Source organism: Pseudomonas sp. LBUM1643 (genome assembly GCF_059716215.1).
Genome location: NZ_CP166813.1, coordinates 4,266,122 through 4,292,140, shown reverse-complemented (window position 1 = coordinate 4,292,140; position 26,019 = coordinate 4,266,122). Strand labels below are relative to the sequence as shown.

Sequence of the window (26,019 nt, the reverse complement as noted above, 5' to 3'; positions counted from 1 at the left end):
GCGACAGCGTGTCGCAGAAAAGCACGGGTGAAGGTGTTAAAAATTCTCGACCCTCATGGAAACCAAAAACGGGCAAGCGCTGTTCGGCAGATTAATAAAGTCCATATGTTTCTTTGTATTGCCATTTTCGATGTCGGCGCTTCAATGCTAGTGCAAATCCAATAACCAGAGGCGCGGATAACGTATTTGTAATGTTCCAGTCACCTTGTCGATAAGTTCAAAACCCTACCGTGGCGGTATCGAAGAATCTTGATTTAAAAAGGAAGTATTCCATTGCCCGGGTTTAGAGAACTGACGGCGCACTCACGCCTTAAAAAAACGCGACGGCGGGTGACCGCGACCTGCTTTTTGTTGCTCGCAGGACCCTTGTTTGCGACCGTTTCTTCGGCCTCGACGCTGACCCTCGATCAAGCCCTGCAAGCGGCGTTTGCCGGCAATCCCGACCTGGCGGCGGTGCAATGGGAAATCGATATAGCCGAAGGCGAGCGACGGCAGGCCGGTTTGATACCTAATCCCGAAGTGTCCTGGGAGGCCGAAGACACCCGCCGCAACTCGCGAACGACCACCGTGATGATCAATCAGCCAATTGAATTGGGGGGTAAGCGCGGTGCGCGCATTGATGTCGCCAGCCGGGCACAGGACGCCGCGGGGATCGAGCTGGAGCGCAAGCGCAATGCCTTGCGGGCGGATGTGTTTCAGGCGTTTTCCAGCGCACAGACGGCGGAGCAACGGGTGCAGTTGTCGCGTCGATCCCTGGCGTTGGCGCAGCGCGGTTTTGAGGTCGCGCAAGGACGTATCGACGCCGGCAAGGCATCACCGGTCGAAGGCACGCGGGCGCAGGTACAGGTGTCGGAGGTGCAACTGGAGTTGAGCCGTGCCGAGCGTGATCAGGCCAATGCCTACCAGCAATTGGCGCAAGTGATGGGCGCTCCGTTGCCATCATTCGGCAATGTACAAACCGCCGACCGCACGTTGCCCGCAGCACCCATGCCGACCGGACTGCTCGAGCGCCTGAACGAAACCGCCGAACTGCGTCTGGCCCGGTTGCAGATCGATCAGCAAGAAGCTTCATTGGGGCTGGAGAAAGCGCAACGAATCCCGGACCTCACAGTGAGTGTCGGCAGCCAATATAGCGAACTGGAGCGTGAGCGGGTGAACGTCGTCGGGCTGTCGATGCCCATTCCGTTGTTCAACCGCAACCAGGGCAATGTGCTGGTGGCTGCCCGCCGCACCGATCAGGCGCGGGACCTGCGCAACGCCACCGAACTGCGCCTGCGCACGGAGATCCAGACCAGCCTGGCGCAGTGGCAGACCGCTGCGGGTGAAGCCAACGCGTTCGACCAAACCATCTTGCCTGCCGCGCAACGCGCCGTGGACAGCGCCACCCGTGGTTTTGAAATGGGCAAATTCGGTTTTCTCGACGTACTCGACGCGCAGCGAACCTTGATCAGCGCCCGCACGCAGTACCTGCAGGCGGTTGCCGAGGCGACAGACGCCAGAGTGCGCATCGAACGCATTTTCGGTGATGTCGGCGTTAGCCGCTGAACCTCATCCCACCTTGTTTAAACAACTGCCCGACCGCGCAGTACACGGGAACCCGTGGCTGCCGACCGTACGATGCAGAGGAGTTTCCATGGATAAAAAACTGATAGGCGTCGCTGCGGCGACATTGGTGTTGGGGATTGGAATGGGCGCGTTGTGGATGGGCGGTTCGGCGATCTCGACCCCCGCTTCCCATGCCGATGAAGCCTCCGGTCATGCCGAGCATGCGGACGAAGGTGCAGCTGCCAGCGGGCATGCCGAAGGCGAAAGCGAAGAAGGGCACCTGACCCTCAGCAACGAACAAATCGCAGCAGCGGGTATTCAATTGATCGAGGCACGCGCGCAGGACATGGCGCTGGCGTTGCCGTTCCCCGGTGAAGTGCGCTTTGACGACGACCGCACGGCGCATGTGGTGCCACGGGTGCCGGGTGTTGTCGAGTCGGTTCAGGTCAACCTCGGGCAGACGGTGAAAAAGGGCCAATTGCTGGCGGTGATCGCCAGCCAGCAGATTTCCGAGCAGCGCAGTGAGCAGGCTGCCGCGCAGCGACGTCTGGCCTTGGCGCGCACCACCTACGAGCGCGAGAAGAAACTGTGGCAGGACAAAATCTCCGCCGAACAGGATTTTCTCCAGGCCCGCCAGGCGCTGCAGGAAGCGGAAATCGCGATGGACAATGCCCGGCAAAAGATCAGTGCCCTCAGTGGCAGCGTGGTCGCCAGTGGGGGCAATCGTTATGAGTTACGCGCGCCATTTGACGGCGTTGTCGTGGAAAAACACCTGACGCCGGGGGAAGTGGTCGATGAATCTTCCGCGGCCTTTACGCTCTCGGACCTGTCGCGCGTGTGGGTGACGTTTGGTGTTTCGCCCAAGGATTTGAACAAGGTGCAGGTAGGTAAATCCGTCACCGTCAGCGCCCCGGAACTGAATGCCGAAGTGGTCGGTAGCGTGGCTTACGTCGGCAGTTTGCTCGGCGAGCAGACGCGTACCGCCACCGTGCGCGTCACGCTGGAAAACCCCCAGGGTTCGTGGCGCCCTGGATTGTTCGTCACCGCGAGGGTTGCCACCGACAGCCGCCAGGCCAGGGTTGCCGTACCGGAAACCGCGATCCAGACCGTCGAGGACAAACCCACGGTGTTCGTGCGCACCGACGACGGCTTCGAAGCACGAGCCGTGGAGTTGGGCAGCCGCGCGGACGGCCAGGTGGAAGTCACCGCAGGGTTGGAAGCGGGCGTGCAAGTCGCCAGCGCCGGCAGCTTCATCCTCAAGTCGGAACTGGGCAAGGCTTCGGCCGAGCATTCTCACTAACACGTCCCATTCGACGAGAAGGTTCTCATGTTCGAACGCCTGATCCAGTTTGCCATCGAGCAGCGCATCATCGTGCTGCTCGCCGTTCTGCTCATGGCCGGCCTCGGCATTGCCAGTTATCAAAAACTGCCGATCGACGCCGTGCCCGACATCACCAACGTGCAGGTGCAAATCAACACCGGCGCCGCCGGGTTTTCACCGCTGGAAACCGAGCAGCGGATCACCTTCCCGATTGAAACCGCGATGGCCGGTTTGCCAGCGCTGGAGCAGACCCGCTCGCTGTCGCGTTCGGGGCTGTCGCAGGTCACGGTGATCTTCAAGGAAGGCACCGACCTGTTCTTCGCCCGTCAGTTGGTCAACGAACGTTTACAGATCGCCAAGGAGCAATTGCCCGAAGGTGCGCAAGCGATGATGGGACCGATTTCCACCGGGCTCGGGGAGATTTTCCTGTGGACGGTCGAAGCCAGAGAAGGTGCGCTGAAGGATGACGGCACGGCCTACACGCCAACCGATCTGCGGGTGATTCAGGACTGGATCATCAAGCCGCAATTGCGCAACGTCCCTGGTGTTGCCGAGATCAATACCATCGGCGGCTTCGCCAAGGAATACCAGATTGCGCCGGACCCGAAACGGCTGGCGGCGTACAAATTGACACTCACCGATCTGGTCACGGCGCTTGAACGCAACAACGCCAACGTCGGCGCCGGTTACATCGAGCGCAGTGGTGAGCAATTGCTGATTCGTGCGCCCGGTCAGGTGGCCAGTATCGAGGACATTGCCAACATCGTTATGGCCAATGTCGACGGCATGCCGATCCGGGTGAAGAACGTTGCGAGCGTGGACATTGGCCGCGAATTGCGCAGCGGCGCGGCCACGGAAAATGGTCGCGAAGTGGTGCTCGGCACGGTGTTCATGCTGATCGGCGAGAACAGCCGCACCGTCTCCCGAGCCGTCGCCGGCAAACTCGAACAGATCAACAAATCCTTGCCTGACGGGGTGATCGCTGTGCCGGTTTACGACCGCACGCACTTGGTCGACAAAGCGATTGCCACGGTGAAGAAAAACCTTATCGAAGGCGCGATTCTGGTGATCGCGATTCTGTTCCTGTTCCTCGGCAACATCCGCGCCGCACTCATTACCGCGATGGTGATTCCGCTGTCCATGCTGTTCACCTTTACCGGCATGTTCACCAACAAGGTCAGTGCCAACCTGATGAGCCTCGGCGCGCTGGACTTCGGCATCATTGTCGACGGCGCGGTGGTGATCGTGGAAAACACCCTGAGACGGCTGGCCCATGCACAGCAACGTCACGGGCGCCTGTTGACCCGCAGCGAACGGTTTCATGAGGTCTTTGCAGCGGCCAAGGAAGCGCGGCGGCCGCTGATTTTCGGCCAGTTGATCATCATGGTCGTGTACTTGCCGATCTTCGCCCTCAGCGGTGTCGAAGGGAAAATGTTCCACCCGATGGCGTTCACCGTGGTGATCGCACTGTTGGCCGCCATGCTGTTGTCGGTGACCTTTGTCCCGGCCGCCATAGCGCTGTTCGTCACCGGCAAGGTCCAGGAACAGGAAGGCCTGGTGATGCGCGGCGCGCGCCGGATGTATGCACCGGCGCTGGCGTGGGTCATGGCCCACCGGGCGCTGGCCGTGGCGCTGGCGCTCGGGGTGGTAGCCGCCAGTAGCGTCGTGGCCAGCCGCATGGGCAGCGAATTTGTGCCGAGTCTCAGTGAAGGTGATTTTGCCTTGCAGGCCTTGCGAGTACCGGGCACCAGCCTGACGCAATCGGTCGATATGCAGCAGCGTCTGGAGACGTTGATCCTGGAAAAAGTACCGGAGGTCGAGCGGGTGTTTGCCCGCACCGGCACCGCCGAAATTGCGTCAGATCCCATGCCACCGAACATCTCTGACAGCTATGTGATGCTCAAGCCTAAAGAGCAGTGGCCTGACCCCGGCAAGTCCCGGCAGACCCTGATGGACGAATTGCAAAAAGCCGCTGCGACGCTGCCGGGCAGCAACTATGAACTGTCCCAGCCAATTCAATTGCGCTTCAACGAATTGATTTCCGGCGTGCGCAGTGACGTGGCGGTCAAGGTGTTCGGGGATGACATGACAGTGCTCAATAGCACGGCCGCCAAGATCGCCGTGGCGTTGCAAAACGTCGACGGAGCGTCCGAGGTCAAGGTCGAACAGACCACCGGCCTGCCGGTGCTGACCATCAATATCGATCGCGACAAGGCCGCGCGCTATGGGCTAAACGTCGGCGACGTGCAAGACACCATCGCGGTGGGGGTCGGTGGGCGGCAGGCGGGTACGTTGTATGAAGGTGACCGGCGTTTCGACATGGTGGTGCGACTGTCCGACGCAATGCGCAAGGACATTGAAGGGCTATCAGCGCTGTTGATTCCGGTGCCGGCGCTGCTCAATGGCAGTGCCGACCGCATCGGCTTTATCGCTCTCAAGGACGTTGCCAGCCTGGATCTCGTACTGGGGCCGAATCAGGTCAGCCGCGAGAACGGCAAGCGCCTGGTGATCGTCAGCGCCAACGTGCGGGGGCGGGACATTGGTTCCTTCGTCAACGAGGCGGGGGATGCCATTGAACGGGACGTCGAGATACCGGCCGGTTACTGGATCGGCTGGGGCGGCCAGTTCGAACAGTTGCAGTCAGCGGCCAAGCGCTTGCAGATTGTGGTGCCGGTTGCGCTGTTGCTGGTGTTCGGGCTGCTGTTCATGATGTTCAACAATCTGAAGGACGGGCTGTTGGTGTTCACCGGGATTCCGTTCGCCTTGACCGGTGGCGTCGTGGCGTTGTGGTTGCGTGACATACCGCTATCGATTTCCGCAGGCGTCGGTTTTATTGCGTTGTCCGGGGTGGCGGTGCTCAACGGTCTGGTGATGATTGCGTTCATCCGCAATCTTCGCGAGGAGGGAAGCTCACTCGGCGATGCGATCAACGAAGGCGCCCTGACACGTCTGCGACCGGTGTTGATGACGGCGCTGGTGGCCTCCCTGGGTTTCATTCCCATGGCCCTGGCGACCGGCACGGGTGCGGAAGTACAGCGTCCATTGGCGACGGTGGTGATCGGCGGCATTCTGTCCTCGACCATCCTGACGCTGCTGATATTGCCCGCGCTCTATCAGATGGCTCATCGGCGTGAGGAAGAGGTGACATCCGCCGCATAGTTGCCCTTGTGGGAGCGATCCTGCTCGCGACAGCGGTGGGTCAGTTAGCAATGATGTTGACTGACTCACCGCCATCGCGAGCAGGCTCGCTCCCACAGGTTCTCTCACAGGTTTTTGGCACATAACGGATATGTAATTTCGGCGCCACCGTGGCGAAAGGTGCGGATTGATAACCTGATCTCGTTAATTAAATGAGGTCTCAAACATGAAACTTGCTCAATTGGGTGCACTGGTAATGGCGTCTGTTATTTCTTCTGCCGCCTTGGCCGAAGATGGCGGCGACAGGACGTTCGAAAGAATGATGGCGACCAAAGACCGAGCGATGGAGCAGTTTGTCGCGAAGGAAGAAATGCGTAACTCCGTGGTAACCAAAGAGAAGAAGGAAGACACGACCAAAGACTTGTAAGCGTGTCGCACTTGAACAGGCCCGTCATCGATCTCGATGGTGGGCTTTTTTGTGAGTCTTCTTTTTTGGAGTAACTGCCATGAGTTTCATTAAAGCCTTCACGTTCGCCGGTGCGCTGGCGATGTCCTTGAATGCACTGGCTGAAGGGGGAGGGGACAGAACGTTCGAAAAGATGCTGGGCGCGAGCAACAAAGCCATGGAGCAATACGCTGCCGACCAGGGCAAGCGCACACCGCTCGTGAAAAACTATGAGTACGGAATGAAGCTCGATGTGGTCAAGGTCGTGAGTGTCGTGCGGCCGGCCACTATGTGCGGCGTGGTGCCGGCTGCAATGACCTATGAAGACTCTGAGGGGCAACTCAATACGCTCAAGTACAGCGTGCTGGGCGCGTGTCGCAATCGTGGCAGTTGAGCAGCAGCTGCGAGAAGCGCCCGGTTCATGTTCAGTGAGCCGGGTTTTTTATGGCGGTGATTTTGTGGGGCAAAAAAAGGCGCCCCGAAGGACGCCAAAAAATTCACCTCTTCCAAAGGAGCAAGGAGCTTCTAAAGGTGAATGTGCACAGGGCTGCTTTTTACAGAATGGCCAGTGGGTACTCGACGATTACGCGTACTTCATCCAGTTCCGATTCGAACGCCGTGGCGCGGGTGTTGGCCTGACGCAGGCGCAGCGACAGGTCTTTCAGCGAGCCGGTCTGGACGACGTATTTGACTTCGATGTCGCGCTCCCAGCGCTTCTGGTCGGTCAATGGATTGCCATCGGCATCGCGGCGCATGTACACGGCGTTGGCGTTGGAGTAGTCAGCATCGGTGCCGCGGGCGTAGCGGGTCATGAACGACAGCCCTGGAACGCCGTAGCTGCTCATGTCGAGGTCATAACGCACCATCCACGAACGCTCTTTGGGTGAGTTGAAGTCGCTGTACTGGATGGAGTTGTCGAGGAAGATCGAGTCGGACTGGCGCAGATAATCGAAGTCGTCACTGCCGTTGTTGCGCTGGTGGGACAGGGCGACGGAGTGGGCCCCGAGTTTCACGCCGACCCGACCGCTCCAGATAGTGTTGTCGAACTCGTCGAGCAATTGTTTGCCTTCGTCAGTGGCCTTGTAATAGTTCAAGTCACCAAACAGTGACAGGTCATCCGATAGCGGGTAAGTCCACGCGGTGCCGGCATAGTATTGATTCCAGGCATCCTTGAGACGGCTGGAATACAGGCTGAAGCTGAGGTTGTTGTTCAGTGCGTAGTCGCCACCAAAGTAGCCGACCCACGGCGAATTGACCGGCCCGGCATAGAAGGTCGCAAAGTTTTCGCGCATGTCGCTGGAAACCGGTTGACTCATCGCATGCAGGCGACCGCCCTGTACCGACAAGCCCTCGATGCTGGTGTTGGTGGCCGTGACACCCCGGAAACTTTCCGGCAACAGCCGTGAGTCACCCGCCGCGACAACCGGGGTGGCAGGAAACACATCGCCCACCTTGATCACCGTATCAAAGGCTCGCATTTTGGCGGCGCCACCGACCTTGGTGTATTCGTCGCTTGCCCGGCCTTCACTGTTGACCGGCAACACATCGAACGAACTGCGGCCACCGTTGCGACCATCGCCGGTATCGAGTTTGAGCCCGAGCATCGCAAACCCGTCGACACCGACCCCGACAGTGCCTTGGGTAAATCCGGATTCGAACTTGCTGATGATCGCGTGCGCCCAGGCCTCGGAATAACCATTGCCGGTGGGACTGGACTGGCCGTTACGATAATCGCGATTGAAGTAGAAGTTGCGATTGAGCACGGTCAGGCTATTGCCCGCGATAAAACCCTCGGCTTTCTCTTCCGCCTGCGCGACAGACGCCCCCGAACTGACAACCACGGCTAAAGCGGCCATCGACATTTTTGTATTGTTAACCATCAAGCACTCCTTGAGATCTGCAGAACTGAAACGTTCTCCGGCGTGGTTTTATTGTTCGACGGGAGAGCAGGGCCCGCCCGAAGGGTTGCCGGGTGACATCGTTGCAATCTGCGGATAACGCGAAGGTGATGAGGGAATTACAATTTCGTCATGTGCGTGGGTGCGGCAGAACGCAATCTTTTGTAGGAGCTGTCGAGTGAAACGAGGCTGCGATCTTTTGATCTCGATTCATTCCGTGCTTCCCGAGTGACTCGCTGTAAGACCGGAACCAATAGCAGCCGTACCGCAGGAACGGATATGTACACCAGCAAGAATCTCACCGCCGATCAGGCCGTCATCGCCGGCAGGCCAGCTCTCACAGTTTGATCCGGGTACGTCAGGGAAATACTCATCGGCTATCAGGCCGTCATCGCAGGCAAGCCAGCTCCCACAGGGATCGGGGGCATCCGTAATTTCAGGTGGCAGACAGGCCGCGAGCACCTTGAGGCAGGATCGCCCAGACGCAAAAACGGCACCCGAAGGTGCCGTTTCTGTTTTCTACCGATTACCGCTCAAGCGATCAACCCGCCAGCACAGCCTGCTGAACCAGTGTCAGCAACGGTTGTGGGTAAACGCCGAGGAAGAACGCAACCACTGCGATGGCCAGCAGCATCACGCCGCCTGCACGTTGTTCCCAGTGCAGTTGTGCATCGTGGCGACGCAGGTTCGGCTCGATCAGGTACAGCGTAACCATCACACGCAGGTAGTAGAAAACGCCGATGGCGCTGCCCAGTACCAGGGAACCGACCAGCCACCATTGGTGCGACTCGACGCCGGTAGCGATGATGTAGAACTTGCCGATGAAACCCGCGGTCAGCGGAATACCGGCCAGGGACAGCATCATCACGGTCAGGACGGCGGTCAGGTACGGACGGCGCCAGAACAGGCCACGGTATTCGTACAGGGCGTCCGCGTCACGGCCGTTGTACGGCGAGGACATCAGCGTGATTACGCCGAAGGCGCCGAGGCTGGTGATGACGTAGGTGACCAGGTACACGCCGATGGCTTCCACCGCCAGGCCCTTGCTCGCCACCAGGGCGATCAGCAGGTAACCGAAGTGCGCGATGGACGAGTAACCGAGCAGACGCTTGAGGTTGCTCTGGGTCAGGGCCAGCAGGTTACCGAACAGGATCGACGCAATGGCGATGATGGTCAGCACGTCACTCAGTACACCGCTGCTCGCCGCTGGCGAGATCTGGAAAAGACGCACCATCACCGCGAACACGGCGACTTTCGACGCGGTGGCCAGGAACGCGGCCACCGGTGCCGGAGCACCTTCGTAAACGTCCGGGGTCCAGAGGTGGAACGGTACCAGCGACAGCTTGAAGGCCAGACCGACCAGCATCATGCCCAGGCCCAGTTGCGCCAGCGAGCTCGGCAGGCCGGTAGCCGCGAGGGCCTGGCCGATACCGACGAAGCTCAGGCTGCCGGAATCGGCGTAGAGCAGGGCCATACCGAACAACAGGAACGCGGAACCGGCGGCCGACAGCACCATGTACTTGATACCGGCTTCCAGCGAACGCTTGTTGAAGAAGGCATACGCCACCAGACCGTAGACCGGTACCGAAAGCAGTTCCAGACCGATGAACAAGCCGGCCAGGTGCTGCGCGCTGACCAGCACCAGCCCGCCGAGGGCGGACATCAGGATCAGCAGGTACAGTTCTTCACGGTTGCCGGGGTAACCCGAGCCGCCATCGCCGAGGTAGGCGTGGGCGAGGGTTACACAAGCGAGGGTGGCGACCAGGATCAGCGCCATGTACAGACACGCGAAGCTATCGATTTGCAGCAGTGGGGTCACGGCCAGAGGCGCGACTTTCAAGGCTGGCAGGATCGACAGCAACGCCAGGTTCAGGCCCGCCACGGAAATCAGGAAGGTCTGCGAGTGGTTGCGACGCCAGGCGATGGCCAACATCACCACGATGATCGTGATGGTGGTGATCAATATCGGCGCTAGCGCGATAAAGTGTTGAGTCGTGAATTCCATAGCGCTCTTACCGGGCCGAAGCGAGTTGAGTGAAGGCGGTGCCGAGCCATTGCTGCACGCCATGCATCGTAGCGGCAGAGGTATCGAGGAACGGTTGCGGGTACACGCCGAGGTAAATCAGCAGCACCGCCAGACCGACCACCATGATCAGTTCGCGAGCATCCATGCCGTGCAGTACCGCGTCCGACTTGGACGGGCCGAAGTAGGCACGGTGAATCATGATCAGCGAGTAGACCGAACCGAACACCAGGCCGGACGTCGCAATCGCCGTGATCCATGGAGCCGCTGCGAACGTGCCGATCAGGATCAGGAACTCACCCACAAAGTTACCGGTACCCGGCAAGCCCAGAGACGCTGCAGCGAAGAACAGACTGATGGCCGGCAGGTAAGCGATCTTCGACCACAGGCCACCCATCTGACGCATGTCACGGGTGTGGGTGCGCTCGTACAGTTGACCACTCAGGATAAAGAGTGCGGCGGCCGAAACACCGTGCGCCAGCATCTGCATCACTGCGCCCTGCAGCGCCAGTTGGCTGCCGGAGTAGATGCCGATCAACACGAAGCCCATGTGGGAAACGGAAGAGAAGGCGATCAGACGCTTGATGTCGGTTTGAGCGAAGGCCAGGAACGCACCGTAGAAGATCCCGATCAGACCCAGGGTCATGGCAATCGGCGCGAACTCGGCCGAGGCATTCGGGAACAGCGGCAGGGCGAAACGCAGCAGGCCGTAAGCAGCGGTCTTCAACAGGATACCGGCCAGGTCCACGGAACCTGCGGTCGGCGCCTGGGCGTGAGCATCAGGCAACCAGGAGTGGAACGGTACGACCGGCAGCTTCACCGCGAAGGCGATGAAGAAGCCGAGCATCAGGATGTACTCGGTGGTGAGCGACATCTTGGTTTTCAACAGGTCGGCGTAGTTGAACGTGATCACGCCGGTGCTGTTGAAGTTGACCAGTACCAGGCCCAGGATCGCCACCAGCATGATCAGGCCGGAAGCCTGAGTGAAGATGAAGAACTTGGTCGCTGCGTAGATCCGGGTCTTCTTGCCGTCCGAAGAACTGTGACCCCAGAGCGCGATGAGGAAATACATCGGCACCAGCATCATTTCCCAGAAGAAGAAGAACATGAACAGGTCGAGGGCGAGGAACACGCCGACGACACCGCCCAGGATCCACATCAGGTTCAGGTGGAAGAAGCCAACGTGACGCTGGATCTCTTTCCACGAGCAGAGTACCGAGAGGATACCCAGCAGACCGGTCAGCAGGATCATCAGCAGCGACAGGCCGTCGAGGGCCAGGTGCACACTGATGCCGAAGCGCTGAATCCAGATGTGCTTGAACTCAAGCGCCCAGGTCGGATCGGCGCCAGGCGCCGGTGCAAATGAATAATCACCGTGGGCCCACAGCCAGAGGCCGAGAGCGAGTTCCAGGGTCATGGTCAACAGCGCAATCCAGCGGGGGAGGGTAGCGCCGAAGCGCTCACCCATCCAGCACAGCAGGCCGCCGATGAAGGGGATCAGGATTAGCCAAGGCAGAATCATGACGGGCTCAATTCCTTTCGCAAGTTCGCAAGGTTCATATTCAGACCGCTACCAGCACGATGGCGCCGATGACCAGCACGGAGCCGGCTGCCATCGATGCCGCGTACCAACGCAGTTGACCGGTTTCGGTACGGCTCAGGGCGGTGTGGCCGCCTTTGGCCATACGCGGGATCAGGCCGATGGTCTGGTCCAGCGGGTCTTTGCGCAGTACGTGGCTGATCGCAAGGTATGGCTTGACGAACAGTTTGTCGTAGATCCAGTCGAAGCCCCAGGCAGCGAACCACCAGGCCGAAAGGAAGCGGCCGATGCCGCTGTTGGCAATTGCAGTGACGAGACGACGCTTGCCGAGGAACAGCAGCGCGGCCAGCAGGATACCGGCCAGGGCGATGGCGCCCGAGGCGATTTCCAGACTGTGCTTGGCTTCGCCGCCGGCATGGCCGACGCTTTGCGGCAGCACACCGTGCAGTGGCGGAACGATCATCGCGCCAATGGCGGTGGACAACACGATCAGCACCGACAGAGGCAGCCAGTGAGCGATGCCGTGACCGGCGTGTGCTTCGGTCTTCGCTTCACCGTGGAACGCGATGAAGATCAGGCGGAAGGTGTACAGCGAGGTCATGAACGCACCCACCAGACCGGCGTACAGCAGGCCATGGTTGCCGCTGGCGAACGCTTCCCAGAGGATCTCGTCCTTGGAGTAGAAGCCTGCGGTCACCAGTGGCAGGGCAGACAACGCCGCGCCGCCGACGATGAAGCTGGCGTAGGCCAGTGGCAGTTTCTTCCACAGGCCGCCCATCTTGAAGATGTTCTGCTCGTGGTGGCAGGCAACGATCACCGCACCTGAAGCAAGGAACAGCAGCGCCTTGAAGAAGGCGTGGGTCATCAGGTGGAAGATCGCGCCATCCCATGCGCCAACGCCCAGTGCCAGGAACATGTAGCCGATCTGGCTCATGGTCGAGTAGGCGAGGATACGTTTGATGTCGGTCTGTACCAATGCGGCAAAACCGGCCAGCACCAGGGTCACACCGCCGACGATGCCGACCAGCTGCAGAACGTCCGGCGCCAACGCAAACAGACCGTGGGTACGGGCAATCAGGTAGACACCCGCGGTCACCATGGTCGCGGCGTGGATCAGTGCCGAAACCGGGGTAGGACCGGCCATCGCATCCGCCAGCCAGGTTTGCAGCGGCAGTTGCGCGGACTTACCGACAGCGCCACCCAGCAGCATCAGGGTCGCCAGGACGATCCAGAAGTCGCCGACCTGGAACTTCTGCGGTGCCAGGACCAGCAGCTCCTGGACGTTCAGCGTGCCCAGTTGCTGGAACAGGATGAACAGGCCGATGGCCATGAACACGTCACCGATGCGGGTCACGATGAAGGCTTTGAGTGCCGCGTTACCGTTGTTGCGGTTGCTGTAGTAGAAACCGATCAACAGGTACGAGCACAGGCCCACGCCTTCCCAGCCGAAGTACAGGAACAACAGGTTATCGCCCAGGATGAGGAACAGCATGCTGGCGATAAACAGGTTGGTGTAGGCGAAGAAGCGCGAGTAACCGTCTTCACCGCGCATGTACCAGGACGCGAACAGGTGAATCAGGAAGCCAACGCCAACCACCACGCCCAGCATGGTCACGGACAGACCATCCAGGTACAGCGCGAAGTTCGGCGTGAAGCCTTCTACGGCCATCCACTGCCACAACACCTGGGTGTAGTGACCGCCTTCAGGGGGCGCGACGTTGAATTGCCAGATCACATAAGCCGTGACGATGGCAGACAGGCCGATGGAACCGACGCCGATCAGCGCCGACAGGTTTTCCGAAAAGCGTCCCCGGGAGAACGACAGCAGCAGGAAACCGATGAGAGGGAATACGAAAGTCAGATAGAGAAGATTCATCCGCGCATCTCGCTGGCAGCGTCGATATCGAGAGTGTGGAAGCGGCGATACAGCTGCAACAGAATCGCCAGGCCAATACTGGCCTCGGCGGCGGCCAGGCTGATCACCAGGATGAACATGATCTGTCCATCCGGCTGACCCCAGCGGCTACCGGCGACGATGAAGGCCAAAGCGGAGGCATTCATCATGACCTCCAGGCTCATCAGCACGAAAAGTATGTTGCGGCGGACCATCAGGCCGACCAGACCGAGGCAGAACAGGATGCCGGCGACCGCCAGACCATGCTCCAAAGGGATAGCAGGCATCGTCATTGCTCCTTGGCTTCGTTACGGCCCAAGTGGAACGCTGTCACGGCTGCAGCGAGCAGCAGCATCGAGGCGAGTTCGACCACCAGCAGATAAGGACCGAACAGGCTGATGCCTACGGCCTTGGCATCTACGGTGGTATGGCCGATGGCCTGGCCGCTCTGGTGGGCGAACAGCACATACAGCAGTTCGATCAGCAGGAGGGTGCCGAGGATGACCGGTCCGATCCAGATGCCGGGCTTGAGCCAGACGCGCTCTTGCTGAACCGAGGCGGGGCCCAGGTTCAGCATCATCACCACGAACACGAACAGCACCATGATGGCGCCAGCGTAGGCGATCACTTCCAGGACACCGGCAAACGGTGCGCCGAGGGCGAAGAACGTCATGGCCACGGCGATCAGCGAAATGATCAGGTAGAGCAGGGCGTGCACAGGGTTGGTGTGGGTGATCACGCGAAGCGTGGACACCACTGCAATACCCGATGCGAAATAGAAAGCGAATTCCATCTTTCTTCCTTAAGGCAGCAAGCTCTTCACGTTGATCGGTTCGGCTTCATTTTGCGCGGCGCCTTTGGGCTTACCGGCAATCGCCATACCTGCAACACGATAGAAGTTGTAATCAGGGTTTTTGCCGGGGCCGGAGATCAGCAGATCTTCTTTCTCGTAAACCAGGTCCTGACGTTTGAACTCGGCCATCTCGAAATCCGGTGTCAGCTGGATCGCGGTGGTCGGGCAGGCTTCCTCGCAGAGGCCGCAGAAAATGCAGCGCGAGAAGTTGATGCGGAAGAACTCCGGGTACCAGCGACCGTCATCGGTTTCAGCTTTCTGCAGCGAGATGCAACCCACCGGGCAAGCCACGGCGCACAGGTTGCAGGCTACGCAACGCTCTTCGCCATCAGGGTCACGGGTCAGGACGATACGGCCACGGTAGCGCGGCGGCAGGTAGACCTGCTCTTCCGGGTACTGCAGCGTGTCACGCTTGCGGAAGGCATGGCCGAAGATCATCACCAGGCTGCGAAGCTGGGTGAAGAAGCCATGCACGATGTCAAAAATGTACTTCATGATTCTCTATCCTCACTGAGCCGCGACGGCGGGCGTGTTAAGCAACACGATCGCAGCGGTCACCAGCATGTTGACGAGGGTCAGCGGCAGGCAGAACTTCCAGCTGAAGTCCATCACTTGGTCATACCGTGGGCGCGGAATGGAAGCGCGCAGCAGGATGAAGATCATGATGAAGAACGCGGTTTTCAGTGCAAACCAGATGAACGGGATCTGCGGCAGAATGCCGAACGGGCCGTGCCAGCCACCGAAGAACAGGGTCACCAGCAGCGCCGAAATCAGCACGATGCCGATGTACTCGCCCACGAAGAACATGCCCCACTTCATGCCGGCGTATTCAATGTGGTAACCGTCAGCCAGTTCCTGTTCCGCTTCCGGCTGGTCGAACGGGTGACGGTGAGTCACGGCGACGCCAGCGATGAAGAAGGTCAGGAAACCGAAGATCTGCGGAATGATGAACCACAGGTTCTGGGCTTGATATTCAACGATGTCGCGCATGTTGAACGAGCCAACCTGGATCACGATGCCCATCAGCGACAGGCCCATGAACACTTCGTACGACACGGTTTGCGCGGAGGCCCGCAAGCTGCCCAGCAGGGCGAACTTGTTGTTGCTGGACCAGCCGGCGAACAACACGGCATACACCGACAGGCCCGCCATGGCGAAGAAGAACAGGATGCCGATGTTGATGTCCGCCACGCCCCAGGTCGGGGTGATCGGGATGATCGCGAAGGCAATCAGCAGGGCGCTCATGGCCACGACCGGTGCCAGGGTGAAGATCATCTTGTCGGCGAACGGCGGCGTCCAGTCTTCCTTGAAAAACATCTTGATCATGTCGGCCGCGATCTGGAACGCGCCGAACGGGCCGACGCGGTTCGGACCGTAACGGTCCTGCCAGAGGGCGAGCAAACGACGCTCGACCCAGCTCAGCAGCGCCCCGCACACCACGACGGCGAGCAGGATCACGATGGCCTTGAGGACCGCGATGATCACGTCAATCACTTCAGGCGTGAACCAGGTCATTGAGCTGCCTCCTGCAGACCGTCAACGGATTTGCCGAAAATCGCCGGTGGAATGCCGGCGATACCCGCTGGCAATGCAACCAGACCGGCACCCAGTTCTTCGTTGATACGCAGCGGCAGACGCAGGGTCTGGCCAGCCACGTTCAAGCTAAGCAAGGCGCCTTCATTGACACCCAGGCGGTCGGCTTCGGATTTGGCCAAAGCGACGTAAGCGGCTGGAATGCGTTCCTGAACCGGGGCGGCTTTCGAAGAGTTTTCTTCGCTGCCGAACAGGTGGAAGAACGGCACGACCTGCCAGGTACCCGGAGCCGGGTTGAATGCCCGTGGAACAGCGGCGAACCAGTTCAGCGAATCACCGGTGCTTTCGATCAGGCGGGTGCCCGGGTCGCCAGCACGGATGTGACCACCGACTTCGTCCTGGAACTTGTTCCAGGCTTGCGGCGAGTTCCAGCCCGGAGACCAGGCGAATGGCACTTGCTGACGCGGTTCGACCGAGCCCGAGTAACCTTCCATCGAGAAGTTGAACGCGGTGTCGTTGTCTTGCGGGGTACGCGGTTCGTGCACGCTGATGTCGGCGCGCATGGCGGTACGACCGGAGTAACGCAGCGGTTCGCGAGCCAGTTTCATGCCCTTGATGCGGAACGCGGCGGATGGTGCTGCGTCAACGATACGCGCCAGTTGCGGCGTACTCGAAGCCACGGCTGCGGTGACGTGGTCCAGTTGGGTCCAGTCGATCGGCTGGTTCAGCAGGGTTGCGCGCAGGGCATGCAGCCAGCGCCAGCCTTCGTGAACCAGGATGCTCGCGTCCATGTATTTCGGGTCGAACACCTGGAAGAAGCGCTGGGCACGGCCTTCCTGGCTGACCAGCGTACCGTCGCCTTCAGCGAAGCTGGCCGCTGGCAGAACCAGGTGCGCGCGATCGCTGGTGGCGGTCTTCTGATGGTCCGCCACGATCACCACTTTCGCGGCGTTCAGGGCGGCATCGACCTTGGCTTTGTCGGTACGGGTATACAGATCGTTTTCCAGCACGACGATGGCGTCGGCACGGCCGTCGATCACCGCTTGCAGCGCTTCGTCGACCGAGTTGCCACCGAGCATGGCCAGGCCGAGGCTGTTGGCCTCTGGCACGATCAGGCTGATGGAGCCGTTCTTCTCACGCAGCTTCAAGGCTTTGGCGATGTTGGCGGCGGCTTCGATCAGCGACTTGGAACCCAAGGATGTACCGGCAATGATCAGCGGACGCTTGGCCGCGAGCAGGGCGTCGGCGATGCGCTTGGCCAGGTCCAGTGCTTCAGTGTCCAGGCCTTCAACGGCAGGCGCGCTGGCGTCGAGGGCGTGAGCCACGGCGAAACCGATGCGGGCCAGATCGTCAGGCGCGGCGTGAACGCATTCTTCAGCGATGTCGTCGAGCTTGGTTTCAGCTAGGCTGGCGATGAACAGCGGGTTCAGCGCGTGCTGGCCGATGTTCTTCACGGCGGCGTCGAGCCAAGGCTGAACGCGCATGGCGTCGGCCATGTCTTCGGCCTTGCCTTTGACCGATTGACGCAGGGACAGCGCCATACGGGCGGCGGTCTGGGTCAGGTCTTCACCGAGGACGAAGATTGCATCGTGGTCTTCGATGTCGCGCATGTTCGGGATTGGCAGCGGGCTGTCTTTCAACACCTGCATCACCAGGCGAATGCGTTCCAGCTCGGCGGCTTCGATACCGGAATAGAAGTGCTCGGCACCCACCAGTTCGCGCAACGCGTAGTTGCTTTCGAGGCTGGCGCGGGGCGATCCGATGCCGACGATGTTGCGACCGCGCAGCAGGTCAGCGGCTTTATCCAGCGCTTCGTCGAGGCTCAGCTTGGCGCCGTTGGCCAGCAATGGCTGACGTGGGCGGTCTTCGCGGTTGACGTAGCCGTAGCCGAAACGGCCGCGGTCGCACAGGAAGTACTGGTTCACCGAACCGTTGAAACGATTTTCGATGCGACGCAGTTCACCGTAACGCTCACCCGGGGAGATGTTGCAACCGCTGGAGCAGCCATGGCAGATGCTCGGCGAGAACTGCATGTCCCACTTGCGGTTGTAGCGCTCGGAGTGAGTCTTGTCGGTGAACACACCGGTCGGGCAGACCTCGGTGAGGTTGCCGGAGAACTCGCTTTCCAGGGTGCCGTCTTCAACGCGACCGAAGTACACGTTGTCGTGGGCACCGAATACACCAAGGTCAGTGCCGCCGGCGTAGTCTTTATAGAAGCGCACACAGCGGTAGCAAGCGATGCAGCGGTTCATTTCGTGGGAAATGAACGGGCCCAGTTGCTGGTTCTGGTGGGTGCGCTTGGTGAAGCGATAGCGGCGTTCGTTGTGACCGGTCATCACGGTCATGTCTTGCAGGTGGCAGTGACCGCCTTCTTCACAGACCGGGCAGTCGTGTGGGTGGTTGGTCATCAGCCATTCGACGACGCTGGCGCGAAACACTTTCGCTTCTTCGTCTTCGATGGAGATCCAGCTACCGTCGGTAGCGGGTGTCATGCACGACATGACGATGCGACCACGGGTGTCGTTCTCGTCGGTGTACTGCTTGACCGCGCACTGGCGGCAAGCGCCAACGCTGCCCAGGGCAGGGTGCCAGCAGAAATACGGGATATCGAGGCCTAGCGACAGACATGCCTGTAACAGGTTGTCTGCCCCATCGACTTCGAGCTCTTTGCCGTCTACGTGGATAGTGGCCATGGTTCAAAGTTCTTCGTTGGCCCGGTGTCAGCGGGCGTGGCTAATGGAATCTTGTTGTTCGCGTGAATCAACACAGCCGTTAAAGGCGTCATCACACGAGAAAACGAAGGGCACGGGACCCTTCGTTTTTTTAAGCGTTTACGCGCCGACTACGATCGGCCTTGCCAGAGGCGGGACGGCGGCGCTGGTAGGCGCGATGCCGGCTTCGAACTCCGAGCGGAAGTATTTGATTGCGCTGCCCAACGGCTCCACGGCGCCCGGTGCGTGAGCACAGAAGGTCTTGCCAGGGCCAAGGAAACCGACCAGACCCAGCAGGGTCTCGATGTCGCCGGCTTGCCCTTCACCGTTCTCGATTGCACGCAGCAGCTTGACGCTCCACGGCAGACCGTCACGGCAAGGGGTGCAGAAACCGCAGGACTCGCGGGAGAAAAACTCTTCCATGTTGCGCAGCAGGGACACCATGTTGACGCTGTCGTCCACCGCCATGGCCAGGCCGGTACCCATACGGGTGCCCACTTTGGCGATGCCGCCGGCGTACATTTGTGCGTCGAGGTGTTCCGGCAACAGGAAACCGGTACCGGCGCCGCCTGGCTGCCAGGCCTTGAGCTTGAAGCCATCGCGCATGCCGCCAGCGTAGTCTTCGAACAACTCGCGACCGGTGACGCCGAATGGCAATTCCCACAGGCCCGGGTTCTTGACCTTCCCGGAGAAGCCCATGAGCTTGGTGCCCATGTCTTCACTGCCTTCACGGGCCAACGATTTGTACCAGTCCACGCCGTCGGCAATGATCGCCGGCACGTTGCACAGGGTTTCAACGTTGTTCACGCAAGTCGGCTTGCCCCACACGCCAACGGCGGCAGGGAAGGGTGGCTTGGAGCGCGGGTTCGCGCGGCGGCCTTCGAGGGAGTTGATCAGTGCGGTTTCTTCACCGCAGATGTAACGCCCGGCGCCGGTGTGGACAAACAGCTCGAAATCGAAGCCGCTGCCCAGGATGTTCTTGCCCAGAAGGCCCGCTGCCTTGGCTTCTTCCACTGCACGGTTCAGGTGCTTGGCGGCGGTGGTGTATTCGCCACGCAGGAAGATGTAGCCACGGTAGGTTTTCAGGGCGCGAGCACTGATCAGCATGCCTTCGATCAGCAGATGGGGCAGTTGCTCCATCAGCATGCGGTCTTTCCAGGTGTTCGGTTCCATCTCGTCCGCGTTGCACAGCAGGTAGCGGATGTTGATGGATTCGTCTTTGGGCATCAGGCCCCACTTAACGCCCGTGGGGAAACCTGCACCGCCGCGACCTTTCAGGCCGGCGTCTTTCACGGTCTGGACGATGTCGTCCTGGGCCATGTCGGCGAAGGCTTTGCGCGCAGCGGCGTAACCGTTCTTGGCCTGGTACTCGTCGAGCCAGACAGCTTCGCCGTCGTCACGCAGACGCCAGGTCAACGGATGAGTCTCGGCCGAACGCTTGATGCGGTTGGCTGGACCGAAGGAAGTCAGGGTCATACGTAGCCCTCGAGCAATTTGGCAACGCCGGCAGGCTGCACATCACCGAAAGTGTCGTCGTCGATCATCAACGCCGGCGCCTTGTCACAGTTGCCGAGGCAGCAGACCGGCAGCAGGGTGAAACGACCGTCGGCGGTGGTCTGACCCAGGCCGATGCCCAGATTGCTCTGGATTTCGCTGACCACAGATTCGTGGCCGCCGATGTAGCAGACCATGCTGTCGCAGACGCGAATGATGTGACGGCCCACGGGCTGACGGAAGATCTGGCTGTAGAACGTCGCCACACCTTCAACGTCGCTGGCCGGGATGCCGAGCATCTCGCCGATGGCGTAGAGCGCGCCATCAGGCACCCAGCCACGTTCCTTCTGGACGATCTTCAGTGCTTCGATCGACGCCGCGCGCGGGTCTTCGTAGTGATGCAACTCGTGCTCGATGGCCGAGCGCTCGGTTTCGCTCAGGGCGAAACGGTCTGTCTGGATAAGCGTGCTGTTCATGCTTAGCGGTCCACGTCGGCCATAACGAAATCGATACTACCCAGGTACGCAATCAAGTCCGCGACCATGCTGCCTTTGATCACCGAAGGGATCTGCTGCAGGTGCGGGAAGCTTGGGGTGCGAATCCGGGTGCGGTAGCTCATGGTGCCGCCATCGCTCGTCAGGTAATAACTGTTGATGCCCTTGGTCGCTTCGATCATCTGGAAGGATTCGTTGGCCGGCATGACCGGGCCCCACGAAACTTGCAGGAAGTGCGTGATCAGGGTCTCGATGTGCTGCAGGGTGCGCTCTTTCGGTGGCGGCGTAGTCAGCGGGTGATCCGCCTTGTACGGGCCTTCCGGCATGTTGCGCATGCACTGCTCGATGATCTTGATGCTCTGGCGCATTTCTTCGACGCGCACGATGCAGCGGTCGTAGGCATCGCCATTGGCGGCCAGCGGCACTTCGAATTCGAAGTTTTCGTAACCGGAGTACGGGCGAGCTTTACGCAGGTCGAAGTCGCAACCGGTCGAACGCAAGCCTGCACCGGTGACGCCCCATTCAAAGGCTTCCTTGGTGTTGTAGGCGGCGACGCCGATGGTCCGGCCTTTCAGGATGCTGTTGTCCAGGGCGGCTTTCTGGTATTCGTCCAGACGCTTTGGCATCCACTCGACGAAGTCTTTCACCAGTTTTTCCCAACCGCGTGGCAGGTCGTGAGCGACACCACCGATGCGGTACCAGGCCGGGTGCAGACGGAAACCGGTAATGGCTTCGATCACCGTGTACGCCTTCTGACGGTCGGTGAACGTGAAGAACACCGGGGTCATGGCGCCGACGTCCTGGATATACGTCCCCAGGAACAGCAGGTGGCTGGTGATACGGAAGAACTCGGCCATCATGATGCGGATGACGTCGACCTTCTCGGGCACCTTGATGCCGGCCAGCTTCTCGACCGAGAGCACGTACGGCAGGTTGTTCATCACGCCGCCGAGGTAGTCGATACGGTCGGTGTACGGGATGAAGCTGTGCCAGGACTGACGCTCGGCCATCTTTTCGGCACCACGGTGGTGGTAACCGACGTCAGGCACGCAGTCGACGATCTCTTCACCGTCCAGCTGCAGGATGATGCGGAAGGCACCGTGAGCAGAAGGGTGGTTCGGACCGAGGTTGAGGAACATGTAGTCCTCGTTCGCGCCTGAACGCTTCATGCCCCAGTCTTCAGGCTTGAAGCGTGCAGCTTCTTCCTCAAGCTGTTGCTTGGCCAGGGTCAGGGTGAACGGGTCGAACTCGGTGGCACGAGCCGGGAAGTCCTTGCGCAGCGGGTGACCTTCCCAGGTCGGCGGCATCATGATGCGGGTCAGGTGCGGATGACCTTTGAAGTCGATGCCGTACATGTCCCAGACTTCACGCTCGTACCAGTTGGCGTTAGGCCAGATGCTGGTGACGGTCGGTACGCTGAGGTCGCTCTCGGACAAGGCGACCTTGATCATCACGTCACTGTTACGTTCGATCGACATCAGGTGATAGAACACGGTGAAGTCGACGCCGCTTGGCAGCCCTTGACGCTTGGTGCGCAGACGCTCGTCCACGCCGTGCAGGTCATAGAGCATGACGTACGGCTTGGGCAAGTTACGCAGGAAGCTGAGGACTTCGAATAGTTTGGCGCGGGCAACCCAAAGCACCGGCATGCCGGTGCGCGTAGGCTGGGCGGTGAACGCCTCGGGGCCAAAACGGTTGTTCAGTTCGACGACCACATCCTGGTCGTCTGCCTTATAAGGCGGGATGTACAGAGCACTGCCTGTAGTCATGGTTATTTATCGCTTTCGGTCAACGTAAAGAATGAAGCCAGTGTCTCGTTCTATTAAAGAAGCAGATCTGGATCAGACTTCGTCGGGGCTGCGCAGGTTGGTGACTGCGATTCGCTGTTCGCGGCGCTGTTCCTTTTGCGAAGGCATCTCGGCGCGATACACGCCTTGATCGCCGACGACCCAGGAAAGCGGACGACGCTCCTGTCCAATCGATTCCTGCAACAGCATCAAGCCTTGCAGAAAAGCTTCAGGACGGGGCGGGCAGCCAGGCACGTAGACGTCCACGGGCAGGAACTTGTCCACCCCTTGAACGACGGAGTAGATGTCGTACATGCCACCGGAGTTGGCGCACGAACCCATGGAGATAACCCATTTAGGTTCGAGCATTTGCTCGTAAAGACGCTGAATGATCGGCGCCATCTTGATGAAGCAGGTACCGGCGATAACCATGAAATCCGCCTGACGCGGCGATGCCCGGATAACCTCGGCGCCAAAGCGTGCGATGTCGTGGGGCGCCGTGAAGGCGGTAGTCATTTCCACGTAGCAGCACGAAAGACCGAAGTTATACGGCCACAGGGAGTTCTTGCGCCCCCAGTTGATCGTGCCGTTAAGCACGTCTTCGAGCTTGCCCATGAAGATGTTTTTGTGGACTTGATCTTCTAACGGATCGGAAACGGTTTCCCGCTCGCCGATCGGATACTGCTCGTTAGGAGCATCGGGGTCGATCCTGGTGAGATTGTATTGCATTGCCAAAGCCTCATTGTTTCAGCTTCGCCTGCCGCTTGCGCCGCGCTTCCGGAGCCCAGTCAAGGGCGCCCACTCGGAACAGGTAGACAAGACCTGCCAACAGAATTGCTATGAAAACGAGAGCTTCGACGAATCCGGTCCAGCCGCTTTCGCGGACGGACACAGACCAGGCAAAGAGAAAGAGGGCTTCGATATCGAAGATCACGAAGAGCATCGCGACCAGATAGAATTTGGCTGAGAGCCGTAAGCGGGCGCCACCTGTAGGTAGCATGCCGGACTCGAACGGTTCGTTTTTGCTGCGGCCCCAGGCTTTTGACCCAAGGAGGCTTGAGACGCCAAGCATGAAGGCACAGAGGCCGACGACGCCCAGAAGGAAAATGGCAAAGCCCCAGTTGTGGGCCATGAGTCCTGTCGCTTCGGGCATGCTGGAAATCCTTAACAGAGAGCAAAGGTCTCTGAGCTTGAAAAAGAAACAACGCAGTGACGATATGTCGCAGCAATCAATCCCGCTGATTTTATGGCACAACACGGTGCAAGTAAAATTCAGATAGCGAAATTATTGAATGGAATAAGGACATGGCGCACCTCAAAACCCCGGCGGCCCATGCGTTGCGGGCATTACGGGTTATTTCATCAATATTGTTTTGTTGGGAATGTAACGAACATAGTTGTAGCTAAATGATAATCAATATCGTTAATGATGGTTTTTAAACTGTTTATCGGGTGAGCGGGCGGGAAGTTGTCTTATATAGCGGTTACTTCGTGGGAGCTGTCGAGTGAAACGAGGCTGCGATCTTTTGATTTTGTTTTTGAAAGAGCAAGATCAAAAGATCGCAGCCTCGTTTCACTCGACAGCTCCTACACGGCTCCTACATGGCTCCTACATGGCTCCTACACAGCTCATGCAGGGCTATGAGACAAGTCTGGAAATAGCAGACAAAAAAACGCCCCGAACCAGTCGGGGCGTCTCAGAGGTGCGACGTTGCGGTTAGCTCTTACTCGGTCCGCAACGGCCGTTTACTCAGTATCAGTGGAACTGTTCTTCTTCAGTCGAGCCGGTCAGCGCGGTAACCGAAGACGAGCCACCCTGGATCACGGTGGTCATGTCGTCGAAGTAGCCGGTGCCCACTTCCTGTTGGTGAGCCACGAAGGTGTAACCCTTGGCAGCGTCAGCGAACTCTTGCTCTTGCAGTTTCACGTAGGCAGTCATGTCGTTGCGGGCGTAGTCGTGCGCCAGGTTGAACATGCTGTGCCACATGTTGTGAATGCCGGCCAGGGTGATGAACTGGTGCTTGTAGCCCATGGCGGACAGTTCGCGCTGGAACTTGGCGATGGTCGCGTCGTCCAGGTTTTTCTTCCAGTTGAAGGAAGGCGAGCAGTTGTACGACAGCAGTTGGTCCGGGTATTCCTTTTTGATCGCTTCGGCGAAGCGACGAGCCTCGTCCAGGTCCGGCTTGGCGGTTTCGCACCAGATCAGGTCGGCGTACGGAGCGTAAGCCAGGCCGCGAGCGATAGCCTGGTCCAGGCCGGCGCGTACTTTGTAGAAACCTTCCTGGGTACGTTCGCCAGTCACGAATGGCTGGTCGTACGGGTCGCAGTCGGACGTCAGCAGGTCAGCAGCGTTAGCGTCGGTACGAGCCAGGATGATGGTAGGGGTACCGGCAACGTCAGCAGCCAGACGAGCAGCGGTCAGCTTCTGTACGGCTTCCTGGGTAGGAACCAGTACTTTGCCGCCCATGTGGCCGCATTTTTTCACGGAAGCCAGCTGGTCTTCGAAGTGAACGCCGGCGGCGCCTGCTTCGATCATGCTCTTCATCAGCTCGTAAGCGTTCAGTACGCCGCCGAAACCGGCTTCAGCGTCAGCCACGATTGGCGCGAAGTAGTCGATGTAGCCTTCGTCGCCTGGACCTTTACCGGCTTTCCACTGGATCTGGTCAGCACGGCGGAAAGAGTTGTTGATGCGCTTGACCACGGTAGGAACCGAATCCACCGGGTACAGCGACTGGTCCGGGTACATCGATTCTGCGGAGTTGTTGTCCGCAGCGACTTGCCAGCCAGACAGGTAGATCGCCTGGATACCGGCTTTGACTTGTTGCACAGCCTGGCCGCCGGTCAGGGCGCCCATGCAGTTGACGAAATCTTTCTCGGGACGGAAGGACGGCTTGGCACCCTGGGTCACCAGGTTCCAGAGCTTCTCGGCGCCCAGTTTTGCAAAGGTGTGCTCAGGTTGAACCGAGCCACGCAGGCGGACGACGTCAGCAGCGGAGTAAGCGCGTGTCACGCCTTTCCAGCGTGGGTTTTCAGCCCAATCTTTTTCGAGGGCTGCAATTTGCTGTTCGCGTGTCAGTGCCATGGAGATAAACCTCGTCGCGTCTTTTACGGAAAGTTGTTCTGCGGTGGAAAACTCATGCGCTCGCTGACCAGAAGCTTAGGAGGTCAAGTCGGATTCGGCGGGATTGGCGACGGGATGAACGATGGGCTCGAGGGGAAGTGAGCAGGTAAGGGCGAACTGGCGAACGCATTCGGGCATCGTGGGCCGTGGTGCAAACTTCAGTGTGGAGCCGGGTTACCTAATTACGCTTCCGTCCCTCGGGACAACTTCGTTCCAGTCGGC

Annotated in this window: 20 protein-coding genes; 5 read left to right on the top strand and 15 right to left on the bottom strand. The window is 59.7% G+C overall.

Annotated features, from left to right (window positions below; genetic code table 11):
- The first annotated feature begins 273 nt into the window (after positions 1-273).
- The 5 genes from ACA063_RS19295 (at position 274) to ACA063_RS19275 (ending at position 6,843) form a co-directional block, all read left to right on the top strand.
- Positions 274-1,545 (top strand): TolC family protein, encoded by a 1,272-nt coding sequence (locus ACA063_RS19295; protein WP_497662968.1) that lies wholly within the window; start codon positions 274-276, stop codon positions 1,543-1,545.
- An 88-nt stretch (positions 1,546-1,633) separates the two neighbouring features.
- Positions 1,634-2,845 (top strand): efflux RND transporter periplasmic adaptor subunit, encoded by a 1,212-nt coding sequence (locus ACA063_RS19290; protein WP_497662967.1) that lies wholly within the window; start codon positions 1,634-1,636, stop codon positions 2,843-2,845.
- Positions 2,846-2,872: 27 nt separating this feature from the next.
- A complete protein-coding gene (locus ACA063_RS19285) occupies positions 2,873-6,025 on the top strand; it encodes a CusA/CzcA family heavy metal efflux RND transporter (protein ID WP_497662966.1) in 3,153 nt (1,050 codons plus the stop codon).
- Between the two features lie 205 nt (positions 6,026-6,230).
- The gene (locus tag ACA063_RS19280) at positions 6,231-6,431 is read left to right on the top strand and encodes a co-regulatory protein PtrA N-terminal domain-containing protein (RefSeq protein WP_497662965.1); all 201 of its coding nucleotides are present in this window, start codon (positions 6,231-6,233) and stop codon (positions 6,429-6,431) included.
- 79 nt (positions 6,432-6,510) lie between these two features.
- Positions 6,511-6,843: a DUF2790 domain-containing protein gene (locus ACA063_RS19275; RefSeq protein WP_497662964.1), complete on the top strand. Its 333-nt coding sequence runs from the start codon at positions 6,511-6,513 to the stop codon at positions 6,841-6,843.
- 160 nt (positions 6,844-7,003) lie between these two features.
- Here ACA063_RS19275 and ACA063_RS19270 read toward each other — a convergent pair whose 3' ends face one another.
- From ACA063_RS19270 to aceA, 15 genes are all read right to left on the bottom strand, one after another.
- Positions 7,004-8,329, bottom strand: coding sequence for an OprD family porin (locus ACA063_RS19270; protein ID WP_497662963.1), 1,326 nt, complete (start codon positions 8,327-8,329; stop codon positions 7,004-7,006).
- Between the two features lie 559 nt (positions 8,330-8,888).
- Positions 8,889-10,352, bottom strand: a complete 1,464-nt coding sequence (gene nuoN / locus ACA063_RS19265; RefSeq protein WP_497662962.1) for an NADH-quinone oxidoreductase subunit NuoN — start codon at positions 10,350-10,352, stop codon at positions 8,889-8,891.
- A gap of 7 nt (positions 10,353-10,359) precedes the next feature.
- Positions 10,360-11,892: an NADH-quinone oxidoreductase subunit M gene (gene nuoM / locus ACA063_RS19260; RefSeq protein WP_497662961.1), complete on the bottom strand. Its 1,533-nt coding sequence runs from the start codon at positions 11,890-11,892 to the stop codon at positions 10,360-10,362.
- Between the two features lie 40 nt (positions 11,893-11,932).
- Positions 11,933-13,786, bottom strand: a complete 1,854-nt coding sequence (nuoL, locus tag ACA063_RS19255; RefSeq protein ID WP_162438564.1) for an NADH-quinone oxidoreductase subunit L — start codon at positions 13,784-13,786, stop codon at positions 11,933-11,935.
- Positions 13,783-14,091: an NADH-quinone oxidoreductase subunit NuoK gene (nuoK, locus tag ACA063_RS19250; RefSeq protein ID WP_007905077.1), complete on the bottom strand. Its 309-nt coding sequence runs from the start codon at positions 14,089-14,091 to the stop codon at positions 13,783-13,785. The genes nuoL and nuoK overlap by 4 nt, the downstream gene beginning before the upstream one ends.
- Positions 14,092-14,093: 2 nt before the next feature.
- Complete coding sequence (gene nuoJ, locus ACA063_RS19245; RefSeq protein ID WP_162438563.1) at positions 14,094-14,597, bottom strand: NADH-quinone oxidoreductase subunit J; 504 nt, start codon at positions 14,595-14,597, stop codon at positions 14,094-14,096.
- A gap of 9 nt (positions 14,598-14,606) precedes the next feature.
- Entirely contained in the window at positions 14,607-15,152 is a 546-nt protein-coding gene (gene nuoI, locus ACA063_RS19240) for an NADH-quinone oxidoreductase subunit NuoI (protein ID WP_205892400.1), read from the bottom strand.
- Positions 15,153-15,164: 12 nt separating this feature from the next.
- On the bottom strand, positions 15,165-16,172 hold the full coding sequence (nuoH, locus tag ACA063_RS19235; RefSeq protein ID WP_028623953.1) for an NADH-quinone oxidoreductase subunit NuoH: 1,008 nt from the start codon (positions 16,170-16,172) through the stop codon (positions 15,165-15,167).
- The gene (gene nuoG, locus ACA063_RS19230; RefSeq protein WP_497662960.1) at positions 16,169-18,883 is read right to left on the bottom strand and encodes an NADH-quinone oxidoreductase subunit NuoG; all 2,715 of its coding nucleotides are present in this window, start codon (positions 18,881-18,883) and stop codon (positions 16,169-16,171) included. The genes nuoH and nuoG overlap by 4 nt, the downstream gene beginning before the upstream one ends.
- 138 nt (positions 18,884-19,021) lie before the next feature.
- Positions 19,022-20,377: an NADH-quinone oxidoreductase subunit NuoF gene (gene nuoF, locus ACA063_RS19225; RefSeq protein ID WP_162438561.1), complete on the bottom strand. Its 1,356-nt coding sequence runs from the start codon at positions 20,375-20,377 to the stop codon at positions 19,022-19,024.
- Positions 20,374-20,871, bottom strand: coding sequence for an NADH-quinone oxidoreductase subunit NuoE (nuoE, locus tag ACA063_RS19220; RefSeq protein WP_162438560.1), 498 nt, complete (start codon positions 20,869-20,871; stop codon positions 20,374-20,376). Before nuoE ends, nuoF begins: the two co-directional genes overlap by 4 nt.
- Before the next feature lie 2 nt (positions 20,872-20,873).
- Entirely contained in the window at positions 20,874-22,658 is a 1,785-nt protein-coding gene (nuoC, locus tag ACA063_RS19215) for an NADH-quinone oxidoreductase subunit C/D (RefSeq protein ID WP_497662959.1), read from the bottom strand.
- Positions 22,659-22,730: 72 nt separating this feature from the next.
- Positions 22,731-23,405: a NuoB/complex I 20 kDa subunit family protein gene (locus ACA063_RS19210; RefSeq protein WP_008146035.1), complete on the bottom strand. Its 675-nt coding sequence runs from the start codon at positions 23,403-23,405 to the stop codon at positions 22,731-22,733.
- Between the two features lie 10 nt (positions 23,406-23,415).
- Positions 23,416-23,829 carry an NADH-quinone oxidoreductase subunit A gene (locus ACA063_RS19205; protein WP_003223812.1) on the bottom strand — a complete coding sequence of 138 codons (414 nt, stop codon included), beginning with the start codon at positions 23,827-23,829 and terminating at the stop codon, positions 23,416-23,418.
- Positions 23,830-24,432: 603 nt separating this feature from the next.
- Positions 24,433-25,758, bottom strand: coding sequence for an isocitrate lyase (aceA, locus tag ACA063_RS19200; RefSeq protein WP_008032724.1), 1,326 nt, complete (start codon positions 25,756-25,758; stop codon positions 24,433-24,435).
- Positions 25,759-26,019: the final 261 nt, after the last annotated feature.

Coding starts and splice junctions, on each gene's coding strand:
- ACA063_RS19205 (WP_003223812.1), bottom strand. CDS start 23,829: ATGCCCGAAGCGACAGGACTCATGGCCCACAACTGGGGCTTTGCCATT.
- nuoM (WP_497662961.1), bottom strand. CDS start 11,892: ATGATTCTGCCTTGGCTAATCCTGATCCCCTTCATCGGCGGCCTGCTG.
- aceA (WP_008032724.1), bottom strand. CDS start 25,758: ATGGCACTGACACGCGAACAGCAAATTGCAGCCCTCGAAAAAGATTGG.
- nuoJ (WP_162438563.1), bottom strand. CDS start 14,597: ATGGAATTCGCTTTCTATTTCGCATCGGGTATTGCAGTGGTGTCCACG.
- nuoF (WP_162438561.1), bottom strand. CDS start 20,377: ATGACCCTGACTTCCTTCGGTCCAGCCAACCGCATCAAGCGTTCGGCC.
- nuoN (WP_497662962.1), bottom strand. CDS start 10,352: ATGGAATTCACGACTCAACACTTTATCGCGCTAGCGCCGATATTGATC.
- nuoK (WP_007905077.1), bottom strand. CDS start 14,091: ATGCCTGCTATCCCTTTGGAGCATGGTCTGGCGGTCGCCGGCATCCTG.
- ACA063_RS19280 (WP_497662965.1), top strand. CDS start 6,231: ATGAAACTTGCTCAATTGGGTGCACTGGTAATGGCGTCTGTTATTTCT.
- nuoG (WP_497662960.1), bottom strand. CDS start 18,883: ATGGCCACTATCCACGTAGACGGCAAAGAGCTCGAAGTCGATGGGGCA.
- ACA063_RS19285 (WP_497662966.1), top strand. CDS start 2,873: ATGTTCGAACGCCTGATCCAGTTTGCCATCGAGCAGCGCATCATCGTG.
- nuoC (WP_497662959.1), bottom strand. CDS start 22,658: ATGACTACAGGCAGTGCTCTGTACATCCCGCCTTATAAGGCAGACGAC.
- nuoI (WP_205892400.1), bottom strand. CDS start 15,152: ATGAAGTACATTTTTGACATCGTGCATGGCTTCTTCACCCAGCTTCGC.
- nuoH (WP_028623953.1), bottom strand. CDS start 16,172: ATGACCTGGTTCACGCCTGAAGTGATTGACGTGATCATCGCGGTCCTC.
- ACA063_RS19275 (WP_497662964.1), top strand. CDS start 6,511: ATGAGTTTCATTAAAGCCTTCACGTTCGCCGGTGCGCTGGCGATGTCC.
- nuoE (WP_162438560.1), bottom strand. CDS start 20,871: ATGAACAGCACGCTTATCCAGACAGACCGTTTCGCCCTGAGCGAAACC.
- nuoL (WP_162438564.1), bottom strand. CDS start 13,786: ATGAATCTTCTCTATCTGACTTTCGTATTCCCTCTCATCGGTTTCCTG.
- ACA063_RS19290 (WP_497662967.1), top strand. CDS start 1,634: ATGGATAAAAAACTGATAGGCGTCGCTGCGGCGACATTGGTGTTGGGG.
- ACA063_RS19270 (WP_497662963.1), bottom strand. CDS start 8,329: ATGGTTAACAATACAAAAATGTCGATGGCCGCTTTAGCCGTGGTTGTC.
- ACA063_RS19210 (WP_008146035.1), bottom strand. CDS start 23,405: ATGCAATACAATCTCACCAGGATCGACCCCGATGCTCCTAACGAGCAG.